This window comes from Funiculus sociatus GB2-C1, from assembly GCF_039962115.1.
Taxonomy (GTDB): Bacteria; Cyanobacteriota; Cyanobacteriia; order Cyanobacteriales; family FACHB-T130; genus Funiculus; species Funiculus sociatus.
Map to the genome: position 1 here is coordinate 24243 of NZ_JAMPKJ010000047.1, position 24580 is coordinate 48822.

General features: G+C 47.4%; 19 protein-coding genes and 1 tRNA gene. 12 read left to right on the forward strand and 8 right to left on the reverse strand.

Annotation, left to right across the window (positions count from 1 at the left end; genetic code table 11):
* Nucleotides 1-177: 177 nt before the first annotated feature.
* Nucleotides 178-1581: an LCP family protein gene (locus tag NDI42_RS19810; protein ID WP_190457636.1), complete on the forward strand. Its 1404-nt coding sequence runs from the start codon at nt 178-180 to the stop codon at nt 1579-1581.
* 285 nt (nt 1582-1866) lie between these two features.
* Nucleotides 1867-2457, forward strand: a complete 591-nt coding sequence (locus NDI42_RS19815; RefSeq protein WP_190457638.1) for a pentapeptide repeat-containing protein — start codon at nt 1867-1869, stop codon at nt 2455-2457.
* Here the strand turns inward: NDI42_RS19815 and NDI42_RS19820 are convergent.
* On the reverse strand, nt 2443-3153 hold the full coding sequence (locus tag NDI42_RS19820; protein WP_190457640.1) for a GDSL-type esterase/lipase family protein: 711 nt from the start codon (nt 3151-3153) through the stop codon (nt 2443-2445). The genes NDI42_RS19815 and NDI42_RS19820 overlap by 15 nt on opposite strands.
* Nucleotides 3154-3382: 229 nt before the next feature.
* Between NDI42_RS19820 and NDI42_RS19825 the strand changes: the two genes are divergently transcribed.
* From NDI42_RS19825 to NDI42_RS19845, 5 genes are all read left to right on the forward strand, one after another.
* The gene (locus tag NDI42_RS19825) at nt 3383-3610 is read left to right on the forward strand and encodes a DNA-directed RNA polymerase subunit omega (protein ID WP_190457641.1); all 228 of its coding nucleotides are present in this window, start codon (nt 3383-3385) and stop codon (nt 3608-3610) included.
* A gap of 111 nt (nt 3611-3721) precedes the next feature.
* Entirely contained in the window at nt 3722-4351 is a 630-nt protein-coding gene (locus tag NDI42_RS19830; protein ID WP_199311296.1) for a hypothetical protein, read from the forward strand.
* 26 nt (nt 4352-4377) lie between these two features.
* Complete coding sequence (locus tag NDI42_RS19835; protein ID WP_190457643.1) at nt 4378-4743, forward strand: DUF1818 family protein; 366 nt, start codon at nt 4378-4380, stop codon at nt 4741-4743.
* 49 nt (nt 4744-4792) lie between these two features.
* Nucleotides 4793-4866 (forward strand) — tRNA-Pro (locus NDI42_RS19840).
* A 123-nt stretch (nt 4867-4989) separates the two neighbouring features.
* Nucleotides 4990-6777, forward strand: a complete 1788-nt coding sequence (locus tag NDI42_RS19845) for a purple acid phosphatase family protein (RefSeq protein WP_190457645.1) — start codon at nt 4990-4992, stop codon at nt 6775-6777.
* 61 nt (nt 6778-6838) lie between these two features.
* Here the strand turns inward: NDI42_RS19845 and NDI42_RS19850 are convergent, their stop codons facing one another.
* Entirely contained in the window at nt 6839-7396 is a 558-nt protein-coding gene (locus NDI42_RS19850; RefSeq protein WP_190457647.1) for a GAF domain-containing protein, read from the reverse strand.
* A 197-nt stretch (nt 7397-7593) separates the two neighbouring features.
* Complete coding sequence (locus NDI42_RS19855; protein WP_190457649.1) at nt 7594-11601, reverse strand: PAS domain S-box protein; 4008 nt, start codon at nt 11599-11601, stop codon at nt 7594-7596.
* A gap of 632 nt (nt 11602-12233) precedes the next feature.
* On the opposite strand from NDI42_RS19855, the gene NDI42_RS19860 reads away from it, so the two are divergent.
* The 3 genes from NDI42_RS19860 to NDI42_RS19870 all read left to right on the forward strand — a co-directional run bounded on the left by NDI42_RS19860 (nt 12234) and on the right by NDI42_RS19870 (nt 15532).
* Nucleotides 12234-12545, forward strand: a complete 312-nt coding sequence (locus NDI42_RS19860; protein ID WP_190420958.1) for a hypothetical protein — start codon at nt 12234-12236, stop codon at nt 12543-12545.
* Between the two features lie 226 nt (nt 12546-12771).
* The gene (locus tag NDI42_RS19865) at nt 12772-14499 is read left to right on the forward strand and encodes a succinate dehydrogenase/fumarate reductase flavoprotein subunit (protein WP_190457651.1); all 1728 of its coding nucleotides are present in this window, start codon (nt 12772-12774) and stop codon (nt 14497-14499) included.
* A gap of 409 nt (nt 14500-14908) precedes the next feature.
* A complete protein-coding gene (locus NDI42_RS19870; protein ID WP_190457652.1) occupies nt 14909-15532 on the forward strand; it encodes a TMEM165/GDT1 family protein in 624 nt (207 codons plus the stop codon).
* A gap of 113 nt (nt 15533-15645) precedes the next feature.
* Here the strand turns inward: NDI42_RS19870 and NDI42_RS19875 are convergent, their stop codons facing one another.
* Nucleotides 15646-16548 (reverse strand): tetratricopeptide repeat protein, encoded by a 903-nt coding sequence (locus NDI42_RS19875; RefSeq protein ID WP_190457654.1) that lies wholly within the window; start codon nt 16546-16548, stop codon nt 15646-15648.
* 250 nt (nt 16549-16798) lie between these two features.
* Between NDI42_RS19875 and NDI42_RS19880 the strand changes: the two genes are divergently transcribed.
* Nucleotides 16799-17746 carry a hypothetical protein gene (locus NDI42_RS19880; RefSeq protein ID WP_190457656.1) on the forward strand — a complete coding sequence of 316 codons (948 nt, stop codon included), beginning with the start codon at nt 16799-16801 and terminating at the stop codon, nt 17744-17746.
* Between the two features lie 218 nt (nt 17747-17964).
* On the opposite strand, the gene NDI42_RS19885 is transcribed toward NDI42_RS19880, so the two are convergent.
* The 4 genes from NDI42_RS19885 to NDI42_RS19900 all read right to left on the reverse strand — a co-directional run bounded on the left by NDI42_RS19885 (nt 17965) and on the right by NDI42_RS19900 (nt 21779).
* Entirely contained in the window at nt 17965-19164 is a 1200-nt protein-coding gene (locus NDI42_RS19885) for a homocysteine biosynthesis protein (RefSeq protein ID WP_190457658.1), read from the reverse strand.
* Between the two features lie 103 nt (nt 19165-19267).
* Nucleotides 19268-20122, reverse strand: coding sequence for a DUF4351 domain-containing protein (locus NDI42_RS19890; RefSeq protein WP_190457667.1), 855 nt, complete (start codon nt 20120-20122; stop codon nt 19268-19270).
* 70 nt (nt 20123-20192) lie between these two features.
* Nucleotides 20193-21362 (reverse strand): AI-2E family transporter, encoded by a 1170-nt coding sequence (locus NDI42_RS19895; RefSeq protein ID WP_190457660.1) that lies wholly within the window; start codon nt 21360-21362, stop codon nt 20193-20195.
* A 189-nt stretch (nt 21363-21551) separates the two neighbouring features.
* Nucleotides 21552-21779 (reverse strand): hypothetical protein, encoded by a 228-nt coding sequence (locus NDI42_RS19900; RefSeq protein WP_190457662.1) that lies wholly within the window; start codon nt 21777-21779, stop codon nt 21552-21554.
* A gap of 232 nt (nt 21780-22011) precedes the next feature.
* On the opposite strand from NDI42_RS19900, the gene ftsH reads away from it, so the two are divergent.
* Nucleotides 22012-23952 (forward strand): ATP-dependent zinc metalloprotease FtsH, encoded by a 1941-nt coding sequence (ftsH, locus tag NDI42_RS19905; protein ID WP_190457663.1) that lies wholly within the window; start codon nt 22012-22014, stop codon nt 23950-23952.
* The last annotated feature ends 628 nt before the right edge of the window (nt 23953-24580 follow it).

A 24580-nucleotide genomic window follows, 5' to 3' on the forward strand; every position in this document is an offset into this window, starting at 1 on the left:
AGCCTATTTATTGTCTGCACTATATTAACTTTGTCGTCATGTGTCAGCAAAAAAAGCATTTCCCTAGAAACAAGATCATTTCCTTTAAGGGAGCCAGTAGCTGAAGTTATAATTCACCTTGGAATACAAGTCTCATGAACGATACGATTAGGCTGCGGTTATGATCGCGAGGTAAAAGTGGAAGAAGGCATCAAACAGCCTCAAACAAGTGTCGGACAAGAATCATCCAATGGTTCTGACAACGAGCAAGTATATCCCGATACAGAAGATGTGAATAGCGATGCTACCGAAGAGGTTACGTCTGACAGAGACGGCTTGGGGCGGCGGTTGTTATGGATAGGTGCCGTTGTCCTCACAGCAACCGTTTCTGCCACAGTTGGGGCAACTTTGGCGCTAATTACGCCTTTGTCCCCGATTATCTCTTCTAACGCTCCCGGACAAAACTCGCTAAACGATACCTGGGGTAAAGGCTTTCAGTATCGTCTGGCGCGACCTGTAAACATCCTCGTCATGGGGATTGACCGCCTCAATGAGTCCCCAGATAACTCACCCGATGCTTTCACAGGCAACAGCGATACAATGCTGCTTTTGCGCCTAGACCCCACAGACCATTCTGTAAAAATGCTTTCCATCCCACGGGATACGCGAGTAGAAATTCCTGGCGTTGGGGCGCAAAAAATCAACCAAGCGAACGTACACGGAGGGTCTGCTTTAGCTGCAAAAGTTGTTAGTGGCACCCTGAACAACGTGCCGATTGACCGTTACGTGCGAGTTACTACAGACGCTTTTGGGGAGTTGGTCAATTTAGTGGGTGGCGTTGAAGTATTTGTTCCCACCCAGATGTCCTATGAAGACAAAACCCAAAAACTTAAAATCGATCTTTCCCCAGGATGGCAAACTCTGAATGGAGATCAAGCGCAACAGTTCGCCCGGTTCCGTCAGGATCAGTATGGGGATATTGGTCGAGTACAGCGTCAGCAAGCGCTGCTGAAGGCGTTGCGACAGCGTTTTACTAATCCAACTGTGCTGGCACAATTGCCTAAACTCATCCAAGTAATGTGGAAGTACATTGACACTAATCTCAGCTTGGAGGAAATGCTGGCGCTGGCAAGTTTTGGCATCAACTTAGAGCAAGATGATTACAAAATGGTGTTGTTACCCGGTCGGTTCAGCGACCCTAAAGAGTACATTGCCAGTTATTGGATTCTGGATGAAGTGGGGAAAGACCGGATAGTGCGCGAATATTTTGACCAACAAACGACTGTTTCGGAAGTGGAAACAAGTCGTTCTCTGAGTAATTTGAGAATCGCTATCCAAAATGCTACCGGAGAGCCTGATGTAAGTAATCGCTTTGCTAAATATTTGGCTGAGAAGGGATTTACTAATATTTATATCGTGCAGGATTGGCCTGACCAAGAAAGTCAAACTCAAATTATTGTGCAGCAAGGTGACTTAAGGAAGGCAGCGGATTTGAAAAGAGTTTTGGGTGTTGGTCATATTGAGGCTGCTTCCATTGGGGATCTGGAATCTGATATAACCCTGCGAATTGGGGAAGATTGGTTAAATACAGTTAAAGACTAAAATTATATTCTCGTTCTCAGCATCTGACTGAGAGGATGTCTGAAAAGTCATAATCGAGACGCTTAGAGGGTGGAGATCCCCCTTCCATCCCCCTTAAAAAGGGGGAGTAAGGCTTGATTCTCCCCCTTTTCTCTAGCGCAGCGGCTGGGGGATCAAACTAACTGTTGACACTTCTCAGACACCCTCTGAGAACGCCTACCAAAAGGCAGAGCCTGGTAGATGTGGAAATAGAAGGTAAAATTAAAAATTGAAACCTTCATCTATTTTTAATTTATAATTTTTTCGATGAAACCTTACAACTTCTTCGTTGCCAAACTTAGCCAAGAAACGCCGACTGGGAGCCAATCCCAGACTGAGCCTGGCAACAAGAAAAAGAGCTTTTTGATAGGTTTGCTCAGAGCAATTATAGTGCTGGTTCTTGCCTGGTTCTGGGTGATGTTGAGTGCTACTCCAGCTTTGGCTCAGCTAGATGGAATTAATTACACAAATATTAATTTGAATAACCGGGATTTCTCAAATGCAGATTTAGTGGGTGGGGTGTTTGTGTCTGCCGAAATGCGGAAGACAAATTTTCAAGGAGCCGATCTTACTAATGCCATATTGACAAAGGGTGTTTTATTGGGGGCAAATTTGCGGGGTGCAAACTTGACAGGCGCTTTGGTAGATCGGGTGACGTTGGATGAGGCTGATTTAAGTAATGCTATCCTCACAGAAGCGACTTTGATGCGATCGCGTTTTTACAATACCAACATCACTGGTGCTGATTTTACCGATGCTTTGATTGACCGCTATGAAGTGACTAAGTTGTGCGATCGCGCTAGCGGGATCAACCCAGTGACTGGTGTCTCGACACGGGATAGTTTAGGGTGTCGTTAAGCTGAATTGAGAAAATTGTTGCATTGGCTCCCAGTTAAGGACATCTTGCAGCAATGCTTGATAGCCTAAAACATTAGGGTGGAGTCCGTCTTGGGTAAGACGCGATCGCCACCAATCTTTACCCCGATCCAGCCACAAATCAAAAATATCCAGATATGGAATCTGTCGCGCTACACACGCTAGGCGAGTCGCTTCTTTATACCGATACTGATCGGCGTGATTGAAGTATAAACAATCGAAAAATGGCATTTTCTCCTCATCGACTGGCACCATTCCCACGAATAAGACGGGACAAAGATGTTGTGCTTTTTCCAGCAAAGCTGCCATTTCAGCTTGAAAAACTTCAAAATCGGTGAAATTTCGCCCGGTAATTCGCGCCAGCCGCGCCGAATCATTTACCCCCACCGACAACGCGATCGCATCCGGGACGCGATTTCTCAATTCACCCCGATGGCGAAACTCCTGCTCTAAACGCTCTTGTACTTGCTTTACGCAGTCACCCCGGACACCCAAATTGTAGAGGACGTGTCCCGGACTATCCGGCAACATCCAGCGCCGCCGTAGCCTTTCCACCCAACCACCGCCTTCAGGATCGCCGTATCCATAAACAATGCTGTCTCCCAGCGCTACAAGCTTCAGGGGATGGCTATTAACTTGACCCAACGGCTTAAGACTAGGTGCGACAATGGTTTGCATGAACTGTAATACCCGAAAAGTTTGTTTTCAGAACTCTACACTTTGACAATAATTTAAACAATATTAAGCGATTCTTTGCACTTTGAGACATTCCCCCTAAAGCAGATCCACAGTGCTAACAACCCCAAAGGCTTTGAGTCTCCTGCTAAACTGAAGTGTGCAACGCTCGCTTTCATCAAATAACGTGCCTCGTATACCACTACTAACCACTAATAACAAATACAACCCTATGCTTAAGCGTTCCAAGTTTGATTCAGCTTTAATTATGTACCGGGCGGAAGAATTGGTTAGTGCGGCTTCCAATCGCTACCGGATTACGGTTCAGGTGGCGAATCGTGCCAAGCGCCGTCGCTATGAAGACTTTGATAATATAGACGATCCGATGATGAAGCCAGTGATGCGGGCAATTATTGAAATGTCCGATGAACTGACCCAACCGGAGATTATTGGCGACTAGGAAAGAGGTAGAGGGGAAGGGAGACAAGAGAGAATTTCTTTTCCTAACTCCTGACCCCTTACTCAGCACTATAAGCCAAGGCACTGAGCAGTATTCTTATGTGAGGAGAAGATGAAAAGACAAAGTAGGAGGTTTCTCAACCCAATTGGGCGTTTTACCGTTGTCATAACAGCGGCGTGTCTATGCCTTTGGGCAAGCATCCTTGATTTTTCCCTTCATCCTACATCCTTCCTGCTTCATCCTGCTAATGCCCAGATAGTGAGGACAGAGAATGTCTGGCAGCAAGTCTATCAACGCCTACCGGATTTGCCACGGGAAAATCAATACATCAGTAAGGAAACCGGTAAGGCGGCGACAGAAAACACTTTAGTGAGTCGCTTGATCCGGTATCACGTATATGTAAAGTCACGTCCACCGAACTATCGTCTGGATTGGAAACTGACTTTGGCTGACTATCTGGGTGCAAATGAATTGATAGTCGAATCGGTATATCCGGGTTATGATAGTTTGCGGCAAAATCCTTTAGAAGGCGATCGCGCTGCTGTTAGTCGGATGAATCGAGCGCAACGAGATGCCTTAGTTCAAGTCTTAGTTAGCTTTTTTGGCGGCAAATCCCAGAACGCAACGACACCACCATCTTCCACTTCCTCACCTGCACCACAGCCCACACCCCAACGCAGGCAATTGCCCCAACCGGGGGATGCTCAGCTGTTAAAAAATGAAAAATTAAAAATGGAATAGAAGTTCTTCAATTTTTAATGATTTCTATGGAACGTGTGGTTAAAAGTGGAGTTGGTTGGCGCATTGGCTGGAACCCCAATACCTCTGAATTTAAAGGTTTAGTAGGTGGGGAGGATTGGGCGATTGAGCTGACGGAAGCAGAATTAACTGAATTTTGCCGATTGCTGGAGCAGTTGGCTCAAAGTATGGCCCAGAGTGCCGATGAATTGATGGATGAAGAAAAAATTTCCTGTGAGGCGGAAAGCGATTTACTCTGGATGGAAGTCGAAGGTTATCCCCACGCCTACAGTCTTCGCTTTATCTTGAACACCGGGAGGCGGGCAGAAGGGAATTGGTCGGCGGATGCGGTTCCAGGTTTGGTGCAAGCCACGCAAGTTTTAAAGGTTTTCTAAATTGCTCTTGACAATTTAGAAAAAGACATTATATAATTTAAGACTGTGCCGGGGTGTAGCGCAGGTTGGTAGCGCGCAGCTTTGGGGTAGCTGAGGTCGTGGGTTCGAATCCCGCCACTCCGATTAATAAGAGTTAACCTTTGTAGGGTGGGCAAATGCTCACCCTACAAAAATATTTTGGCGCGAACCCTTCAAAGGGGTTATCCCCTTGGAAAATCGCGTCCTTCCCTCCCAGGAAAAACAGCGATGTTTCAACGCCTCACCAGTCGTACCATACTCGCTCCGGCTGTGTTTTTGCTTCTGGCAGCCGTTAGTCTAATAATTGTGCTATTAACCCCACAGCCAGTTATGACATCCCAAAATCAGCTGCTGACTGCCCCATTTCTGCAACTGCCCAGCGAGACGAGCGTGCGAGTTGTTTGGTTTACTGAATTTGCTGGCACTCGTCATCGTGTCGCCTACGGTGAAAATTTTGCTCAAAGTGTCGTCGCCACTACCACCAAACTCAGCCGCACCAGGGAAGACCAGGAATCAAAGGTAGGGAACCAAACTGAGGATAATAAATACCAGCAGCCAACTAGACGCGACATCTGGCGGCACGAGGCAGAAGTCGCTGAGTTAACTCCAGGCAAACGTGTGCCTTATCGCGTGACCAGCGTACAGGAAGATGGCGAGGCTGTAACTAGCGAGGTGTTCACCCTCGCCCCTAAACCTCCACAGGGAACGTCACTGAAAATCCTGCTGACTTCTGATCACCAACTCAAACCGATGACAGCTGCCAATCTTCAGAAGGCAGTTGAGACTATGGGAAAATTCGATGCTGTTTTCATGGTCGGGGACTTAGTAAACGTTCCCGACCGTGCTAGCGAGTGGTTTGATGATGACCGTGGAGGTGCCTTTTTTCCTTGTTTCCAAGGACGGGCGAAAACGATAAGCGATCGCAATGGCATCAAAACAGTTTATCAAGGCGGAGAAATTATTCAACACGCCCCAATTTATACCGCAATTGGCAACCATGAAGTCATGGGACGCTTCTCGATGGATAAAAGTTTAAACGAGCAGTTTGATGACTCGTTTCCCCGGAAAGCTGCTGAGGAAATATATACAAAAAATGCGACGCAATTAAACAATAGTGACGACCCAAAGGTGCGCGAAGCTTGGTTGAAAGACAATTCTTTTAATACCGACACCTACGAAGAAATTTTTACTTTACCCCAGAGCAAAGAAGGTGGAGAAAAATACTACGCTCTCACCTTTGGGGATGTGCGTTTGGTGGTGTTGTACGCTACGAATATGTGGCGTTATTGGGGACTTGAAGAGAAGACTAGGGGAAGATACCGCGAACGAGAGCAAGATTTGAATAACCCTGAAAATTGGGGTTATGGACAGCACATCTTTGAGCCAATTGCTAAGGGCAGCAAGCAGTATAAATGGTTGGAAACAGAGCTATCGGGTTCGGAGTTTCGCCAAGCTAAATATAAAATGGTGATGTTGCATCATCCACCCCATTCTCTGGGTGACAATATTGTTCCTGCATATACTGACCCGGTGCAGGTGCGGGAAGTAAATGCGGATGGCAGCAGAAAATCTATTCGCTATGAGTATCCCAAGGAAGCCGATTATATTATCCGGGATGTGAAGCCACTGCTAGAGGCGGCTGGGGTGCAGTTGGTGTTTTATGGACACTCGCATTTATGGAATCGTTTTGTGAGCCCTAGCGGGATGCACTTTCTGGAAACTTCTAATGTGGGCAACTCTTATGGTGCTGCTGTTGGCGACAAGAAGCGACCTGTACCAGATGGCTTTAATAAGGAAAATTATGCGGTAACGGGCGATCCGAATAGGTTGGAGGCGGTTGTGCCTACAATTGCGCCGCTGATGGCTGAGGATGGGAAACCGTTGCCGTATGTGGCGAGTAATGAAATTACGGCGTTCAGTATATTGGACACGGGTACGGGTACGGTGAGTAGTTACCGCTTTGATACGGTGGAAGAATCTAAGGTGGTAAAGTTTGATGAGTTTCGATTGAATTGACTGAATTTCTATGTGTGCTGGGTTTCCTTGCTCCACCCAGCACACAAAATTCAACTACTCTTTAGCTTTCTCGGATTGAACTAGAAGTGGCGAGAGTTTCTGCTGCTTTTTGCATGGTTTCGATATCTGAGGGGAGCCAGGGACGAGGGTGTTGGCAGTGATGAGCAACTAGCAAGCCCCACAACCTGGAAGGATTCAGAATCGGTACTACTAAGTTAGCGCGAACCTGGATGCTGCGGAGAAAATCGCGGTGGCAAGGGTGGATGGGTTCTAATTCAATATCTGCGATCGCTCTTACCCTTCCCTCTAGGTACATTTCTGCATAGTTATCATTAAAGCAGTCATCAGCTCCTGTCGTTCCGAAGATTGAGAACTCGTCAGAATTTAAAGACTCAAATGTAACTTGACCTTTCCACTGGCGATAAAAGTAATATAAAACTACTCGATCGACTTGAAGAAAATCTCTTAGCTCGTCGGTAGTTTTTTGAACTAAAGCATCTCTCTCCATCGTTTTAGCAAGACGATTGGCAAATCCGCGCAAACCAGGATCGCCAGAAGGTTTATGTTCACTAGGGTCAGAGTCTCTGTTGAAGTTACTTTGCACGGGGTGAGAAGTCATGCTGAATCAAGAAAATTTGCTTTTTTTATGATATCGTTCCGCACAAGCGCCCACAGCAACAAGATTGGGATGCAATTTAAAACTAGAAATTAAAAGTTGTAAAATTTACTTGTCGCTTTTCCCTTTTGGTGATGTCGGCGGGTGACTCCTGAACAGTCACTGCTAAACGCGCGATCGCTACAAACGCCACTCAAATTTTAAGACATGATCTGAGCCAGCGCCTGCCGCTTGTTCTGCCCAATCGGAATCTGGATGAGGAATTGTGCGCCCTGCCCTGGTGCAGAAATACACTGCAATTGACCGCCGTGTTTTTCTACCACAATTTGGTAACTAATAGACATCCCTAAACCTGTACCTGCGCCGACAGGTTTAGTGGTAAAGAAAGGATCGAATAACCGACGTTGTACCTCCTCGGTCATACCTGGCCCGTTGTCAGCAATCCGAATCAGCACTTGATTGTCGTCCTGCACCTCGGTAAAAATCCGAATTTCCGGATTTTGAATTTTGGCTTTCCCCTTTAATAAACAGGAGTTAGACAGAGTTGGATTTTGGATGGGAAATTCTCTATTCACGAGTCCCCAGCCCCCGTTCCCCATTTCCCGTTCCCCATTCCCCATTTCTAGTACATCAATAGCGTTACTGAGGATATTCATAAACACCTGATTGAGTTGTCCGGCGTAGCATTCCACCTGGGGCAGGTTGCCATACTCTTTTATCACCTGGATAGCAGGACGATCTGGTTTGGGTTTCAGACGGTTTTGCAGAATTAGTAGAGTGCTATCTAACCCATCGTGAATGTCCACCTGTTTCATTTCGGATTCATCCAGTCGCGAGAAGTTACGCAACGATAAGACAATTTGCCGGATGCGGTCGGCTCCCATTTTCATTGATGATAGGAGTTTGGGCAGGTCTTCTTGGAGGAATTCCAGGTCAATTGCGGCAATAGAAGCTTGAATTTCCTCTGCTGGATGAGGATAGTATTTCTGGTAAAGTTCCAACAAACTCAGTAAGTCTGCGGCATATTCATTAGTATGAATAATATTGCCGTAGATGAAGTTAACGGGATTGTTGATTTCGTGAGCGACACCAGCCACCATCTGTCCCAAACTAGACATTTTTTCACTTTGAACGAGTTGGGCTTGGGTTTGTTGGAGTTCCCGCAGGGTTTGTTCTAGCTGGGTGGCTTGCGCTTGGGCAGCAGCAGCAGTGGTGCGACTTTGTTTGTAGAGTGCGGCTTGGTCGATAGCGATCGCTAGTTGGTTGCATACTGCTTGTAGTAGTTCCAACTCCCCTTCTGTCCATTGCTGGGAAACCAAACGCCCGCACGTCACCGCACCTAACTTGCCTGATTGCGTCTGAATTGGCAGCGACAACAGAGAAGCAGCATTATAAGGCTTTAACATCTCCTGCACTGCCAAATCACTCTGAGTAACATCGTCCACTCGGAATATTTCCAGATTTACTAGCGCAGATGTGAACGGATGCCAGTTTTCCAACGGATATAAACCCCGGAAGCTGGGCAAATCGGGATTTTTGGCATCTTTTACGACCATCCAACCAGGACGAGCGCCGTTGGGACGATACCAACTAAACAGGCAAACATCAATCTCTAATTGGCTGTGGATTTCGAGTACGGCTGTTTCTAAAAGTGTATCCAAATCAAGGGAAGCGCGAATCTGGCTCGCAAGGCGATTGAGTAGTGCTTCCCTAGTCGCTACTTCCCGAAATTTTGCTTCCGACTGCCGCAGTTTCTCCTCAGCGACTTTGCGTTCGGTGATGTCAGTGGAGATCCCGCAAATGGCATAAGATACGCCAGCAGAGTCGTATAGAGGGAACTTAATCGACAGGTAGGTGTGGAGTCCATCGTCTAGAGGGGCAACTTCCTCAATTTTTAAACCCGTTCCGCTTTCGAGTACCTTTCGATCGTTCTCCCGAAATGCGATCGCTAATTCATAAGGAAAAAGATCCCAGTCAGTTTTACCTTTGGCTTCCTCTAAAGAGACATGAAACAGGCTGACCCACTGGCGGTTTACCAGAAGGTATCGCCCGTCGTGGTCTTTGAGGTAAATGACTGCTGGGGAGTTATCCAAAATTGCCTGTAGTCGTTGTTGACTCTCCCGCAGTGCGTCTTCGGCTTGCACTCTGGCGCTGATATCAATCAATAAGCCGATGCTACCAATTACAACGCCACTGCTATTAAACATCGGTGCTGTCCAGAGGCTGACATGAATCAATGAACCGTCTTTCCTCTGGCGGCGTAATTCGATACCAGAAGGTACCTCCCCCTGCATCTCCGATTGAAGTAGGGCAAGGGCTTGCTCTTGTTCACTTGGAGGAACGATGGGCAGAGGGCGACCCATAACTTCTTGTTCGCTCCAGCCAAAAAGTCGCTCTGCTGCTGGGTTCCACATCATCACCTTGCCATCAACAGAGATGGTGGCGATCGCTACTGGGGAAGCTTCAATCAGCGTTTCCAAAGTTTGGTTGCTAATTCGTAACGCTTCTTCAGTAGCGGTGCGCTCGGCAATTTCGCGCTGCAATTTCTCGTTAGCATCTCTAAGAAGTGTTGTGCGCTCCTCAACTCGGCTTTCTAGTTCTTCGTTGATTTTTTTTAAGGCATCAAGAGCCTGTTTGCGGGAAGTAACGTTTTGGGCGATACCAACAACACCGATGATGTTTCCTTGCGCGTCGCGGTAGGGACTTTTGGTCAATAGATAAGTTAGTGTAATTCCCCGGAGCGTGAAAACTTCTTCAGATCGCTGGGGAAGCCCGGTAGCGATCGCCCTCCGGTCAATTTCAGCTTGTCGCTGTGCCATTTGGGGCGAAAATAATAATGTGTCATCTTTACCAATAATTTCCGCTGCCGGCTGGCTATATAAATGGGCAGCAGAGGTGTTAACTAATATGTAGCGTCCCTGTATATCCTTGGCAAAGATGACATCTGGAGTGCCATCGATCGCCGCACGCAAGAGGTTATAACTTTTTTCCAGCTCATCTTTAGCTTTTTCCAAAGCTTCTTGGGCAGCTTTGCGCTCGGTAATATCTGTGTGGGAACCCGCCATGCGGATAGCTCTGCCGTTGGCATCAAATAGCGCCGCTCCCCGCCCGAAAATCCATCGATAAGAGCCATTTTTGTGCTGCAAGCGGTATTCTACTTCCCAATGAGGAGTTAGTCCATCCCAACAAGCTTCGATATTGGCTAGTATGCGATCGCTATCATCCGGGTGTATCCGATTTTTCCACTCATCCCAATTATTTTGCAGTTCATGCTCCGCAAAACCGAGCATACTCTTCCATTGCGGCGAGAAATAAACTTCGTTGGTTTGAAGATCCCAATCCCACAAGCCATCTCTGGAACCAAGAACAGCCAAATCAAAACGATTCCGGCTTTTACGCAGTTCTTCCTCTGCCAGTTTACGCTCGGTAATGTCTTCGATAGTACCAAGGATGCCTACAACTTTTCCCTCTGCATCATGGAGGGGAACTTTGTTAGTGTCCGCCCAGGATTGTTTGCCATCAGCTTGCAGTATGGGTTCAATGATGTGATATTCTGGCTTGTCCGTCTCCATCACGCGAGCGTCGCACTTGCGGAAGAATTCTGTTTCCTCCTGCTTCCAAGGCAAGTCGTAGTCTGTCAGCCCGACGATATCTTCTGGATTGTCAATGCCAGCCATTGTGGCAAAACTGCGATTGCAACCTATATAAACTGAATTTCTATCTTTCCAAAAGATGAATTGTGGGATGTTGTCCATTACTAGCTGTAGCAGCTGGTGCGATCGCACCAGCTGCTCCTCAATACGCGATCGCTCAATGATTTCGGCTTCCAGTTTGTGGTTAACTGCTTCTAGTTGTGTCGAGTTTGGCAACGCTAGGGCTTGGGGAATTAACCGTACCAGTAGCACTGCTGTATAAAGGGAAATTCCAGCGGTAATGGCTTTCAGCATACCGGAAAGCCAATAGGTCGGGTGCCACAGTGTCCACACTTCCATCACATGGGTTGTGCCACAAGAAACTATGAAGGCTCCAAATAGTAAGAATATCCAATCGAAGGGTAAATCCCGTCGCTTTTGGACAAAGTTTAAGAGGGTAATAGGAATAGAGTAATAAGCTAAGGCAATTAGAGAATCTGAGGCGATATGCAGCCACACCAAACCAGGCTTCCACAGGTAACAATGGCCGTGGGGAATAAATGAGTTTGAAGTCAAAAAACTTTGTAAAAATTCCCCCATAAATTCTCCCATCTGTGGTGCATAATTTTTGTTATATATGTATTGTATGTATTGATTATTACTAATAAAAGTTGTTTTGCTGAGGAAATTATGATGTTTGTGTAAAGTATTTCGATTACCTAGACGAGCCTAATTGCAGGCAAAGCCCTATTGAAGTGGGTGGATACCGTTCTAGCCTGCGGTATGAGCAACAGAGCGATCGCAACTGGAATTACTCGCAAAGTTATCAACTCTTGACAATATTTTTACGTAATTATACGTAGCTAAATTTAAAAGATTGGTAATTTATACAATACCCATAAGGTGCCTTACCTTTGACTTTGTGCAGGAAGTTGCACGTAGGGCAGGTGTCTCGCCTATCCTACAAATATGCGTAACTGGTATTTTTTTTAAAGAAAATTTTCCTAGGGACGGCTTCAAACTTCAGTAACGCAATTTTTTCAGCCAAAAGAAGGATGCGTAGCACCCCAAAGCCGCCTAAACCAAACTTGCGGTCGCGCAGAATTGTAAAGTCGTGTTGCAACTCTTTGAAAAAGATTTAGAAATTGGTCATTACCCAGTCCGAACTTTAACCTAGAAATTTAAAGGAATGTTGCGAGGAAAACGTCATGGATAAAATGCAAAAGTATCGCTTCGTCTGTACCCTCTCTTTTGGCGATATCTACGGTCAAATCATCATTTGGTTGATTGTGATTTTCATTAGTTTAGCCTCGGCACTTGCCCTGTGGAGTAGCACTCGTCAAATCTACGCCCTAGCCACCGTGGGACTTATCCTCGTATTGTCTCTGCCCTTCTTGCTATTTGCCTTCGTGACTACGTTGTTTAACCACATTGAAGTTGCTGCTATGGATACAGCAGACACAACTGAGACTGTAGGTGGAAGTTTGCCCTACCAAAAAGCTGCTGAAGTAACCAGCTGAACAGTCTATTCGTAGCACAGGCGTCTCGCCTGGGTCAGTAGTCAGTGGGTACTTTTCGCGTGGCTCCCCGGCTTACCGGAGACGCTTACATAGTAGTAGTCAGTGGTTAGTGGGCAGCTATCAACGGACAACGGATTAATTTATAAAAAAACTTCCCTGCTTTCTGGTAGGGAAGTTTTTATTTGCGTTACTCATAGAGATAGGAATTCCAGATATCAGACCAAAGATGCTTGAACACGATGTCATCATTGTGGGAGGTGGATTAGCGGGGTGTCGTGCCGCCCTGGAGATTGTCCGCACCGACCCCAGCTTGAGTGTAGCTCTCGTTGCCAAAACTCACCCGATTCGTTCCCACTCTGTCGCCGCCCAAGGTGGCATGGCGGCAACCCTGAAAAATGTAGATGCCGAAGACAGTTGGGAAGCTCATGCCTTTGATACCGTAAAGGGTTCGGACTACTTGGCGGATCAGGACGCGGTGGCAATCTTGACCCGCGAGGCTCCAGATGTGGTAATTGACCTAGAACACATGGGAGTTCTGTTTTCCCGGTTGCCAGATGGTCGCGTTGCCCAAAGAGCTTTTGGAGGACATTCTCACAATCGCACTTGCTACGCAGCAGATAAGACTGGTCACGCAATTCTGCACGAATTAGTTAATAACCTGCGTCGTTGCGGTGTCCGTATCTATGATGAGTGGTACGTGATGCAGTTGATTTTGGAAGATGCCCAGGCGAAGGGTGTGGTGATGTACCACCTTCTAGATGGGCAAATTGAGGTTGTCCGGGCGAAGGCGGTGATGTTCGCCACAGGCGGCTATGGTCGCGTTTATAATACGACCTCGAATGACTATGCTTCGACTGGGGATGGTTTGGCGATGTCTGCCCTGGCTGGGGTGCCTCTGGAGGATATGGAGTTTGTGCAGTTTCACCCGACTGGATTGTATCCGGTGGGGGTGCTGATTTCCGAGGCAGTGCGGGGTGAGGGGGCGTATCTGATCAATAGTGAGGGCGATCGCTTTATGGCGAATTACGCCCCTAGCCGCATGGAACTGGCTCCTAGAGATATTACTTCTCGCGCGATCGCTCTGGAAATTAGCGCCGGACGCGGCATTCATCCTGATGGTAGTGCAGGTGGCCCCTTTGTCTATCTCGACTTGCGCCACATGGGGCGAGAAAAAATTATGAATCGGGTTCCCTTCGCTTGGGAAGAAGCTCATCGCCTACTGAGTATCGATGCCGTAAATCAGCCGATGCCAGTCCGCCCTACAGTTCACTACTCAATGGGCGGCATCCCCGTCAATACTAGCGGTCAAGTGCGTAGTGGCACAGACACCCTAGTTGATGCCTTCTTTGCCGCCGGGGAAGCCGCTTGCGTCTCCGTTCACGGGGCAAATCGACTAGGAAGCAATTCCCTGCTTGAGTGTATCGTTTACGGGCGAAAAACAGGCGCTTCGTTAGCACAATTTGTCCAAAATCGCAAATTGCCGGATCTAGATGAGCAATCCTATTTGCTAGAAGCTCACTGCAAAATCCAAGCGCTACTAGAGCAATCCGGGCAATACCGGATTAACCAAGTCCGTGAATCCTTCCAAGACTGCATGACTAAGTATTGTGGTGTTTTCCGCACCGAGGAACTGATGCGCGAGGGCTTGACAAAGTTGCAAGAAATCCTTTCTCAATCCCAAGATATCTACCTGGATGACAAAGGCAAACTCTGGAACACGGAAGTCATCGAAGCTATGGAACTCCGCAGCCTGATAATTGTCGGTCAGATAATTCTCACATCTGCCCTCAACCGCCAAGAAAGTCGTGGCGCACACTTCCGGGAGGATTATCAAGAGCGAGACGATAGCAATTTCCTGAAGCACACGATGGCTTACTATTCCCCCGCCGGGATTGACCTTCAGTATAAACCTGTGACGATTACCATGTTTGAGCCAAAAGAACGGAAGTATTAGGGGGGATTGGGGATTAGGGATTGGGGATTAGAGATTGGGGATTAGGAAAAAGTCTTACCTAGCCTCCAGTTCCCAGCCCCCAGCCCCCAGTCCCAAATTTCATTTGGGTAATTTCACTACTATCCTTTCGTCTAAGATAGAGGTAAAATTACTTGATAATGAAGGGGAGTAGCTGCTAGCAAAAGAGTTTGCTAGCCCATCTGAATCAACATACTGGCGATAAGCCTGGTTCAGGTGACAAGAAAAGAGAAACTTGACACGGCGCGTAGTGGCACCAGCTAAAGTTTCCCGCCTTGGGAGCGAGACCTTCACTAAGTTCACATCTTATGTGAGCTTGGTGAGGTCTTTATAGTCTTCTCAAGCTCACTCAGATGGAATTTAAGTAGAAAATTCTGAGGATCTTGAGACAATGCTGGCAGCTTTTACCGCAGGTTTATTACTAATTACAATTTCAGAATTAGGCGATAAAACCTTTTTTATTGCTGTGATTTTGGCAATGCGCCACTCCCGAAGATTGGTATTTACTGGAGTTGTAGCGGCTTTGGCAGTGATGACGATACTTTCTGTTTTAGTTGGACAAGTAGCGTCTTTACTACCCCAGAATTATGTTAAGTTGGCGGAAATTGCATTGTTTCTGGGTTTTGGGGTGAAGTTACTTTACGATGCTGCCCAAATGCCAGCGGAAGCAGACTGTGCGGAAGCAGAAGAAGCACTCAGCACCGTGAAAGAAGCTGAGTTAAAAATGCCGAAACACAAAAGCCAGTGGGCGATTGTAATGGAAGCCTTTATGTTGACATTTGTGGCGGAATGGGGCGATCGCACACAGATTGCTACGATTGCGATGGCAGCATCCTATCCAGCGGTGGGTGTCACAGCTGGAGCGATTTTGGGGCATAGTATTTGTGCAGCGATCGCAGTCTTGGGCGGTCGTATGATTGCAGGGCGAATTTCTGAACGGATAATTACAGGAATTGGTGGCTGCTTGTTTTTGGTTTTTGGAGCGATGGCAATTTTAGAAACTTATAAGTTATGAGTTAATAACTCTAACTTTTAGTTTTCAGCTTCTAAATCCTAACTTTTTGCCAACTCAAAAGTCCGGAGATTCAAAGTCTCCGGCTTAGCAAAACTCATAACTCCTAGCTTTCTTTAGTTTCTTGTTTCGTCGGGCTGAGGTGGTGGAATAGTAGGCACACTACTAGGAGCATTAGAGGGAGGGTTGGCGGGAGAATTAGTGGATGTAGGTGTTTGGGTAGCCAATTGTTTAATTCGGTCTTTGACATCCGCTGGCGCTAAAGCAATAGCAGTGTCGAATAAAGGCTTAGCTTCGGCAGTTCTGCCTTGTTGTTGAAGCACATAAGCCTTCGCTACGATAGGGCGAAAATCCTGCTTATTGCCCTTAATTGCCTCATCGTAAATAGCGATCGCTTCCGGAAAACGATTTTGCCCAACATAAACCTTACCCAACTCCAACTGCACCGAAGTTACATCCACACTACCCGGCTGCACTTGATTCACATCTGTCGCCGTTTTCAAAGTATCTTGTAGCAGCCCTATCGCCGCCTCCGGACGGTTTTGTTCGAGCAAAAGACCTACAAGACCTTGCAGAGCATAAATATCTCCCGGTTTAGAAGTCAAAATCGAGCGATAAGTTTGGGCACTCCCTTCCGAATCGCCAGTTTTTTGTTTAGCTTGGGCAAGCAAGACAGCGTACTCAGACTGTTGGGGATTCAGTTTCGCCAGTTTTTCCAAGGGTGCGATCGCGCCCTTAACGTCGCGCAGTTTCAGCCGCGTTTCCAACAACCCTCGCAACGCCGTTTGATTCTCAGGCTCCTTCTGCAAAACCAATTCATAACCTTTCGCCTGAGCTTCTAATTCCGACTGATTGACAGGTGGTTGGCTCGTCTGGGTTGCTACAGGTGTCGCTCCAGTAGAAGGCGGCTTTTGCTCAAAAACCATACCTACCAGCGGAATAATCGACACACCTACAAATACCAGTACACCCAGCACCAATACCAAATTAATTAACCAGCGACCGCGTTTTTTGGACACACAACTGCATTGAACTCTATTGACATTATCGACCACAAACGGATTTTCCACTTTTGCACTTACGACACGCCGCCTCACCGCCTCCAAGCTCTAAAATAGTGGCAGCATTGCATCAAATTTGATATTCTATAGGAGTTTTTGCTTAGTTTCGTGCAAAAACATTGCGGATCTACCAGTCGCATCTCTGCATTCAGTACAATGAGCTGACTGACTCCCCCTAAGGGGATGTGTCTCCGCCGCGAGGAGTAATATGAGTCCTTCTGTGAATCGGTTTTCCGACTTACCTGAGTCTTCTGGCGATCCCAAGCCAGAGCCACCACAAACGCCCAATCCGCTAATACCAGCCGATACAATGCCGAACAGCGATTCGGAAACAACACAAGTGCCTGTCTCTGATGATACTGCCACAAGGCAGCAACCAATTCCCCCGCCCAGCGAACCCATGCAGTACCGGGCAATTGGCCTGGTACGGGGTAAATACACCTCCTCCGAAGAGCAATTTACGCGAGGAATGCTTCTGGCATCAGATGGAACCGACATCGATGCCGTGCTACTGGGTCGAGTTATGAGTTTGGTGAAAAATCACCTGAACTTAGAGCAACAACACCTGTGGGTTGTTTATCCCCGAATGCGACAAGAAGACGGCAACTTACACGTCCAAATCGTGGGTGTCTGGGAGCCTGAAAGACTGAACCAACCGCCGCCTGAGTCTGAGGCAGAATCAACCAAACTAACGGATGCTCAAAGCGAGGAAAGTGTAGCCAAGGATGGTTATTTTTCCATTCGTGGCGAGGTGATTTATCAGTCGCGAGAAGAAGAAGACATCGTCATCAAGATCAAGCAGTCTCCCCGCAAGGACGAGGAAAATCCCAAGTTTTTTAAGTTGAAACTCAAGGGCATTGTCCAAGACAAAGCTGTTGGTCACTTCATGGATGTGCAAGTGCAGCGGCAAGGTAACGAGCTGGTGATTCAGGAGAGCAAAGATATTGGTCGTCTTCCTCCCAGGAAGATTCCGGGCAAGAAGCCGTTCCGAGGCGGGGGTGGTCGTCCTCCAGGCAGAAAACCAACAGGCAATCGAGAGCGTCCCATGCGTCCCGCAGGAGACAGACAAGCAGCAGCAGCCCCGCAACCCAAACGCCGGGAACCCCTGCCAAAGCCAGTTAAACGCTCAACACCGCCTCCAGAAAGTAAAAAGTAAAAAGGCAAGCAAACCCTCGTTCCCAGACTGGGACTGGGAACGATAAAAGGAGGGTGGTTTCATTTATTAAAAGAAAATTCTGTAACGTTGATTTTGGCTGGCGGTAGGGGCTTTTTGATTACCATGCCCCTACAAAAAAAATGTCGCAATTTTCGATATTTTCTAAGGGTTGTATGAAACCACCCTGAGACTGGGAACGAGATATTAGTCTTTAATGACTATTCCAAGGAAATTTGAGATCCCCATCGGTCTTGGGGTAAAAAAGACCGATCCATCGGAATCTGGGCAACAGGTTCAGTGAGGGTAAATTCCCCAGCCTCAATCCATTGCTTCAACTCCAGCGCCACTTGACGCGAGAGAAACACAGACGCGAGGGGGGCAACCCGCACGGGTTTACCTTCAATGGCGATCCGTCCGGTTTTCAACTGGGCGTAACTCACTAAGCCAAAGGTGGGACGGACGCGCCGGGGAATCGAGAAATCGACAACTGGCGCTACGATGTCTTTGTCTTGGACTGCACAACTAGCGACGACTTGCTCGTGCAACACTGGCAAGGGAACGCCGACACCCAGCATTACAGAAGGGCCGTAATTTTTGAAGTAGCAACCGCGCACCCAACGGGGGTTCATTTGTTTGGCATCTCCCATCAAGGCAAGGGTGGCTGCTGGGCCAATTGGTGTCCGATTTGGCAAGCGCTTTTGTAAAGGGAAGTGCTGCGTGCCTTCCCAGGAAACGTAACCGATGCCGCCGCCTAAAAAAATTCGGGTGCCGATACCAATCAGTTGCAGGTCGGGATCGTTGAGGAGGGGGGAAATTGCCCCAGCGTTTGAATAGACGGCATTTGCGAGTCGGGGCTGCAATGGGCCCAGGTAAGTGAAGAGAGGGCGATCGCCTCCATTCACCCCTACAATAAAATTTTGGTATATATTGCGCGGATTAAATAAGTAAAATTGGTTAATCGTGTCGCGGGTGATGGTTGTTTCAAAGGACGCTCGCGGATAGCAATCTGTAACTTGTCCGATGGCGCGTAGTTGCACTGGTTTACCAGCAATCAAGTCTTCTATGATATGACCGCCGCCGCGTTCTCTTGATTCTTCCCCATCTGGTGCCTCACCAGTGCTGGCGTATTCCACCATCCCGGTTGCACCCAAATACAGATCCACGGCACCAAATCCCGCGTAAGCTGGCACTCCATCCAACCAACAACGGCGAATTTTCATCGGTGGATCAGTGTGTCCCAGGTTGATAATCGCCCCGGATGACTCCATCGGCTCAAAGGTGCCAGTGGTAATTACATCTACTTCCTTCGCGGCTTGGGTGACTCCCACCTCTGCCACCCGTGCTTTTAATTCTTCTGTTGTCCACACAACAGCCAATTGGCGGCTGATCTTGTCGTTAATTTCGGCGATAGTTCGCATAGGGAAGGTTGAAGGGTGGGATTGCTCATCCTTAGTTTCCTCTATTGCGACGCCCTTTGGGGCGACCCCTTTGAGCGGTTCACGTTATGTGCTGCTGTTGAAATTATCGCTCCTGAGTCGCCAAGTAGCTGACTAAATCGCTTTGGCTGGAGAAATTCAACAGCGCCTCCGCCAAATCTTCTAGCTGAGGGATAGCTAAACCGCGAATCTGTTCTTGCAGTTCCGGATTAATGTCACCAAACCGTAGCGTTAATAGCCGCAAAATTAACGCCGCCTCTCCTTGCTGCCTGCCCTCTTCCCTGCCTCGTTGCAGACCTCTCATCTCCCCCTTTTGGAGGATGTCTTGATAGATAACAGATTCCTCCATAATTTCCTCTCGCAATAGTTGTTGAATCAAATCTTTTTTAAACCGCAAACCAGCCAGAACCCCTGCACAAGCTAGGATATTCTTTCGCTCGGCGGTTCCCTCGATCGTAGCGACCCCAGCGGCAACTTGCTCTAATAAAGCTCTCGGGGAGTCGCTGCGAGCTAAGGTTGCCAGTGGTAAGAGAGCAGGGTTTGCCAGCAGTGGGGTGGGATCTTCTTCCCACCGACGGATGACGCGATATTGGTGTCTGGTGTTCGTGTCTACATACTGCTGTCTAAAGACGAGTTCTGAGGTGGTGGCTTGCAAGAAAATCACCACCTGCACGATTTCACACCAATATTGTCGCTTGAGTCGCGTGTAGTAATCGAGCATCCGGAAGTCGAGGGGAGGAGTTGATTGCGCCAAGGTTTGAAATTCTAGGTGCAAGATTTGGTTAGCGACTTGCAGGAAGGTGACAGAATCAGCGCGAATCGGTTCTAAACCCAGTTCAGTTTTGATTACCTTGATGCCTGAATCAACATTGAGTAGCCAGTTAGCAAAGTCAGCTGGGTAATTCTCGGCAAGATATTTACAGGTGTTGTCGTATTCCAAGAGTGCAATTTCAGAGAGCAATATTATTCTCTCATTGAGGAGTGCTGATGATAGCGATCGCTATTTATTGCTACTTTTTATCTTTGCCACTCACATCATCAAGATTCGGCTCGTTATTGATTGGTGGATTCGCTTCTGGCAAAACCCCAGTTTCTTGATCAAATTCAGCAGCTTCATCGGATAAATCTGTACCCTTGGCATCAAAAACCTCTTTGCGATCGCTACGCCATTGATCGAGAACATCTTTGATTAATACTTCCTTTACCCAAATTTGACCAACGACGGTTAAAGGTAGTGCCAAAAATAACCCCAAAAATCCAAAAAAGGTGGCAAAAAACACTTGAGAAAGTAAAGTTACAGCTGGCAGTAGCGATACCTGCTGAGCCATGACGTAGGGGGTTAAAAAATTACTTTCAATCTGCTGAATGGCAAAGTAAAGACCGAACACAGCGGCGGATTTCCAAGGAGCTTCCAACAACGCGATCGCCATTGGTGGGATCACACTAATAGTTGGGCCCAGATTGGGAATCAAGTTCAAAACCCCCGCCAAAATTCCTTGCGCCAATGGTGAAGGTATACGCAGAATTGACAGTCCAACCATACTCATCAGCGCTACTACACTCATACTAATGAGAGCGCCACCAAGCCATCTTCCCAATGCAACTTCGCATTGATCCAAAATTCCATCCACCCGCCGCCGATAAAAAGACGGGAATAACCGCACGAATCCCTTGCGGTAAGCTTGAGGATTTGCTAATAGCATCCCTGTCAAAACTAGCACTAACAAAACCCTGAGGATAACGCCCAAAGAGCTAGAGAAAAACGCGACCGAACCTCCTAATAGCCGATTTAATAAAGGCTGCACTTGTTGGCTGATGCTGTCCACATCCGGTAGATACGGAACTAGCTGGGTAGGAACACGCTCTCTCCAGTAATCAGTCCAATTATTCAGGCGCTCAAATCCTTGAGGAACCCGCTGTGTTAGTTCTTCAAACTGGACTGCAAAAGGCGGCACAATGAGCCAGAAAAATCCCACAATCAGGGCTAGTAACAAAGCAATTGAACACAACACAGCTAAGCCATGTTGCATTCCGGATCGTTGCAGCCGTAGGGATAGCCGATTCAAGGCAGTGGCTAACACAATAGCAGCAAACAATAGCAGTAACAAATCCCGTATTTGCCACAGGATATATAAAGAAACGACTATGGCAAAAAAGCCAATTAGCTGACCTAGTTTCACAAGTTGACGCCTCAAAGCTATCTCAGGCTATAATTCCCGATCAATGCAGCTAGATTAGCCGATATCGGCAACTTTCGCCTAGCTTCGCGGGAGGGATGCCAATTTCGGATTGGGGATTGGGGACTGGGGATTGGGGATTGGGGATTGGGAATTGGGAAAAAGCCTTACCTAGTCCCTAATTCCCAGCCCCTAGTCCCCAGTCCCCTTATAAAGATATGCCCGCCGCCAGAGGGCAAAAGCCATGATGAGAGTGGGAAGAAAGACGAGTATAAGCGCGATCGCTTGTAATGGATCGTTCCCTAGAAACATCGCTCCTGTTGCTGGAATAGGAATATAAGGCCCAGCATACTTAATCAAAATCGACAGCACAGCTGACAGAAGTAGCACCTTGAGAACAAATCCAGCCTGAGTTGTCATACAACTTAATATATAAAGACTAAAGTACGGCTATACGGATGTTTGTAGGGGTAGACACCGAACCCAGACTTACGCATCCTCTTTTTTACAATAGCTAAGAGAGCCTCACCATATTATCAGTCTCGAAGCTCTAAAAGCTTACTCACCCGAAGACAGCAAAAAGCTTTCAGCAAGTAGAAATCTGAAAGCTACTCTTGTTTTCTTGCAAACATTTAAGAGGTTCGTATCTACAATGCCTGTTGAAAATAATAAAAAGCGATCGCTTAAACCCTCCCGACCGAGGCAAATTGGCGGCGGATTACTGATTCTGTTCACAATCCTTGTACTGCTAAACTTTATCATTCCTAGCTTTGGGCCTCGGTTGCCGCAGGCTTCCTATAGCGACTTTATCAATCAAGTACAAAGTGGCAAAGTTGACCGTGCGATTGTTGGCAACGATCGAATTGAGTATTCACTCAAAACCGATGCCAATGCAAATGAATCTGCACCGAGTCAAGTATTTGTCACCACTCCAGTAGCACTCGATTTAGATTTGCCGAAAATTCTGCGCGAACATAATGTAGATTTTGCCGCACCTGCACCAAATAATAATGGCTGGATCGGAACGCTACTGAGTTGGGTTGTTCCACCGATAATTTTCTTTGGTATCTGGGGTTGGTTGATGAACCGGGGTGGTGGTGCTGGTGGCGCTGCCTTAACGGTAGGAAAAAGTAAAGCGCGAATTTACTCAGAAGGCAGCACTGGCATCAAGTTTAATGACGTTGCTGGTGTCGATGAAGCCAAAATGGAACTGCTAGAAATAATAGATTTCCTGAAAAACGCTGGTAAGTACACCCGACTGGGAGCGAAAATTCCCAAAGGCGTTCTGCTAGTAGGCCCTCCGGGAACGGGAAAGACACTTTTAGCGAAAGCGATCGCAGGCGAAGCTGGCGTTCCTTTCTTCAGCATCTCTGGTTCCGAATTCATCGAGCTATTCGTCGGCGTAGGTGCTGCACGAGTCCGCGACTTATTTGAACAAGCCAAAAAACAAGCTCCCTGTATCGTCTTCATCGACGAATTAGATGCACTGGGTAAATCTCGCGGCGGTGCGAATGGTTTTGTCGGTGGCAACGATGAGCGCGAACAAACCCTCAACCAGTTGCTCACCGAAATGGATGGTTTTGATGGCAATACTGGCGTGATTATCGTCGCCGCCACAAACCGCCCAGAAGTGCTTGATCCAGCGTTACGCCGCCCCGGACGTTTTGACCGACAAGTGTTGGTAGATCGACCGGATAAGATTGGTAGAGAAGCGATTTTGAACGTCCACGTCAGAGGTATTAAATTAGCTCCTGATGTCGATTTGGTAACAATTGCAGCTCGTACTCCCGGCTTTGCTGGTGCCGATCTAGCTAACTTAGCGAATGAAGCTGCACTACTGGCGGCACGTCAGAACCGCGATGCTGTAGTGATGGCAGATTTCAACGAAGCAATTGAGCGGGTTGTTGCTGGATTAGAGAAGCGATCGCGCGTACTTAATGAAATTGAGAAAAAGACCGTCGCCTATCACGAAGTTGGTCACGCTATTATCGCCGCTATGATGCCAGGAGCCGGTAAAGTGGAGAAAATCTCCATCGTGCCGCGTGGCGTGGGAGCGCTGGGTTACACTCTGCAAATGCCGGAAGAAGACCGCTTCTTGATGGTGGAAGATGAAATTCGCGGTCGCATTGCCACTCTCTTAGGTGGACGCTCATCAGAAGAAATAATCTTTGGTAAAGTGTCTACAGGTGCCAGTGACGACATCCAGAAAGCAACAGATTTGGCAGAACGTGCTGTCACTCTCTACGGCATGAGCGATGAATTAGGGCCAGTTGCTTTTGAGAAAACACAACAACAGTTTATCGAAGGTTACAGCAACCCCCGTCGTGCAATTAGTCCCAAAGTGGCTGAAGAAATCGATCGGGAGGTAAAGGAAACAATTGATGCAGCACACCACATCGCCTTAGCAATTCTGGATAAGAATCGGGACTTGCTGGAAGAAACAGCGCAAACCCTCTTACAGAAAGAAGTTTTGGAAGGTTCTGCACTGCGAGAGCAGCTAAAACTTGCTAAGGTTCCAGCCAAAATGGATGAATGGTTGCGTACTGGCAAACTTCCCGAAGGCACGCAGTTGATGCAAACAGTCATTAGTTAGGATAGCGTTTCTCCCTGGGTGGAGTATATCGCAATTGAGACCTTCGGGCGACCTTGGTAGGGACATGGCAATGCCCATCGGTGTCAATTTAAGCCCCGGCGAATGGAATTCGCGGCTACAAAAACGAAGTCCGCCTGCGCGGACTAACGGATCAAGGGATCAAGATCTGACGGGGTGACAACCCCGTCAAAAGCTCTACCTGTAGCAGATTTAGCCACATTGCGGTAAAAAAAGATGGGGTAATGTTTGTTAAAAAGCCCCACCTGTTGAAAATGATTCCTCAATTTTACCAAATCCATCTCCAACAGCAACTGAAAAATACCGAATATCTGACTCTAAAACTGTTGATCTATCTTCTGCAATCTCACAAACAGGTCAGTATGGAATTACTGGCAACGTTAATGCCTTATCCAATTCAATCTGAAAGTCGCAGGCGCAGCTTACAAAGATTCCTCAAATTGGACAGCCTGCAAATTGAACCCCTGTTCCTCTGATTCAAATCATTTTACATTTTAGGGAGCATCCCGGTTTTGCAAGAATATCAAACAGATAGGAGTTCGTTGAGGTAAGCGCAACGTAGTTTGAGCATTTGACTCACATTTTTGGCTAACCACTGCGCTCCAGAAAT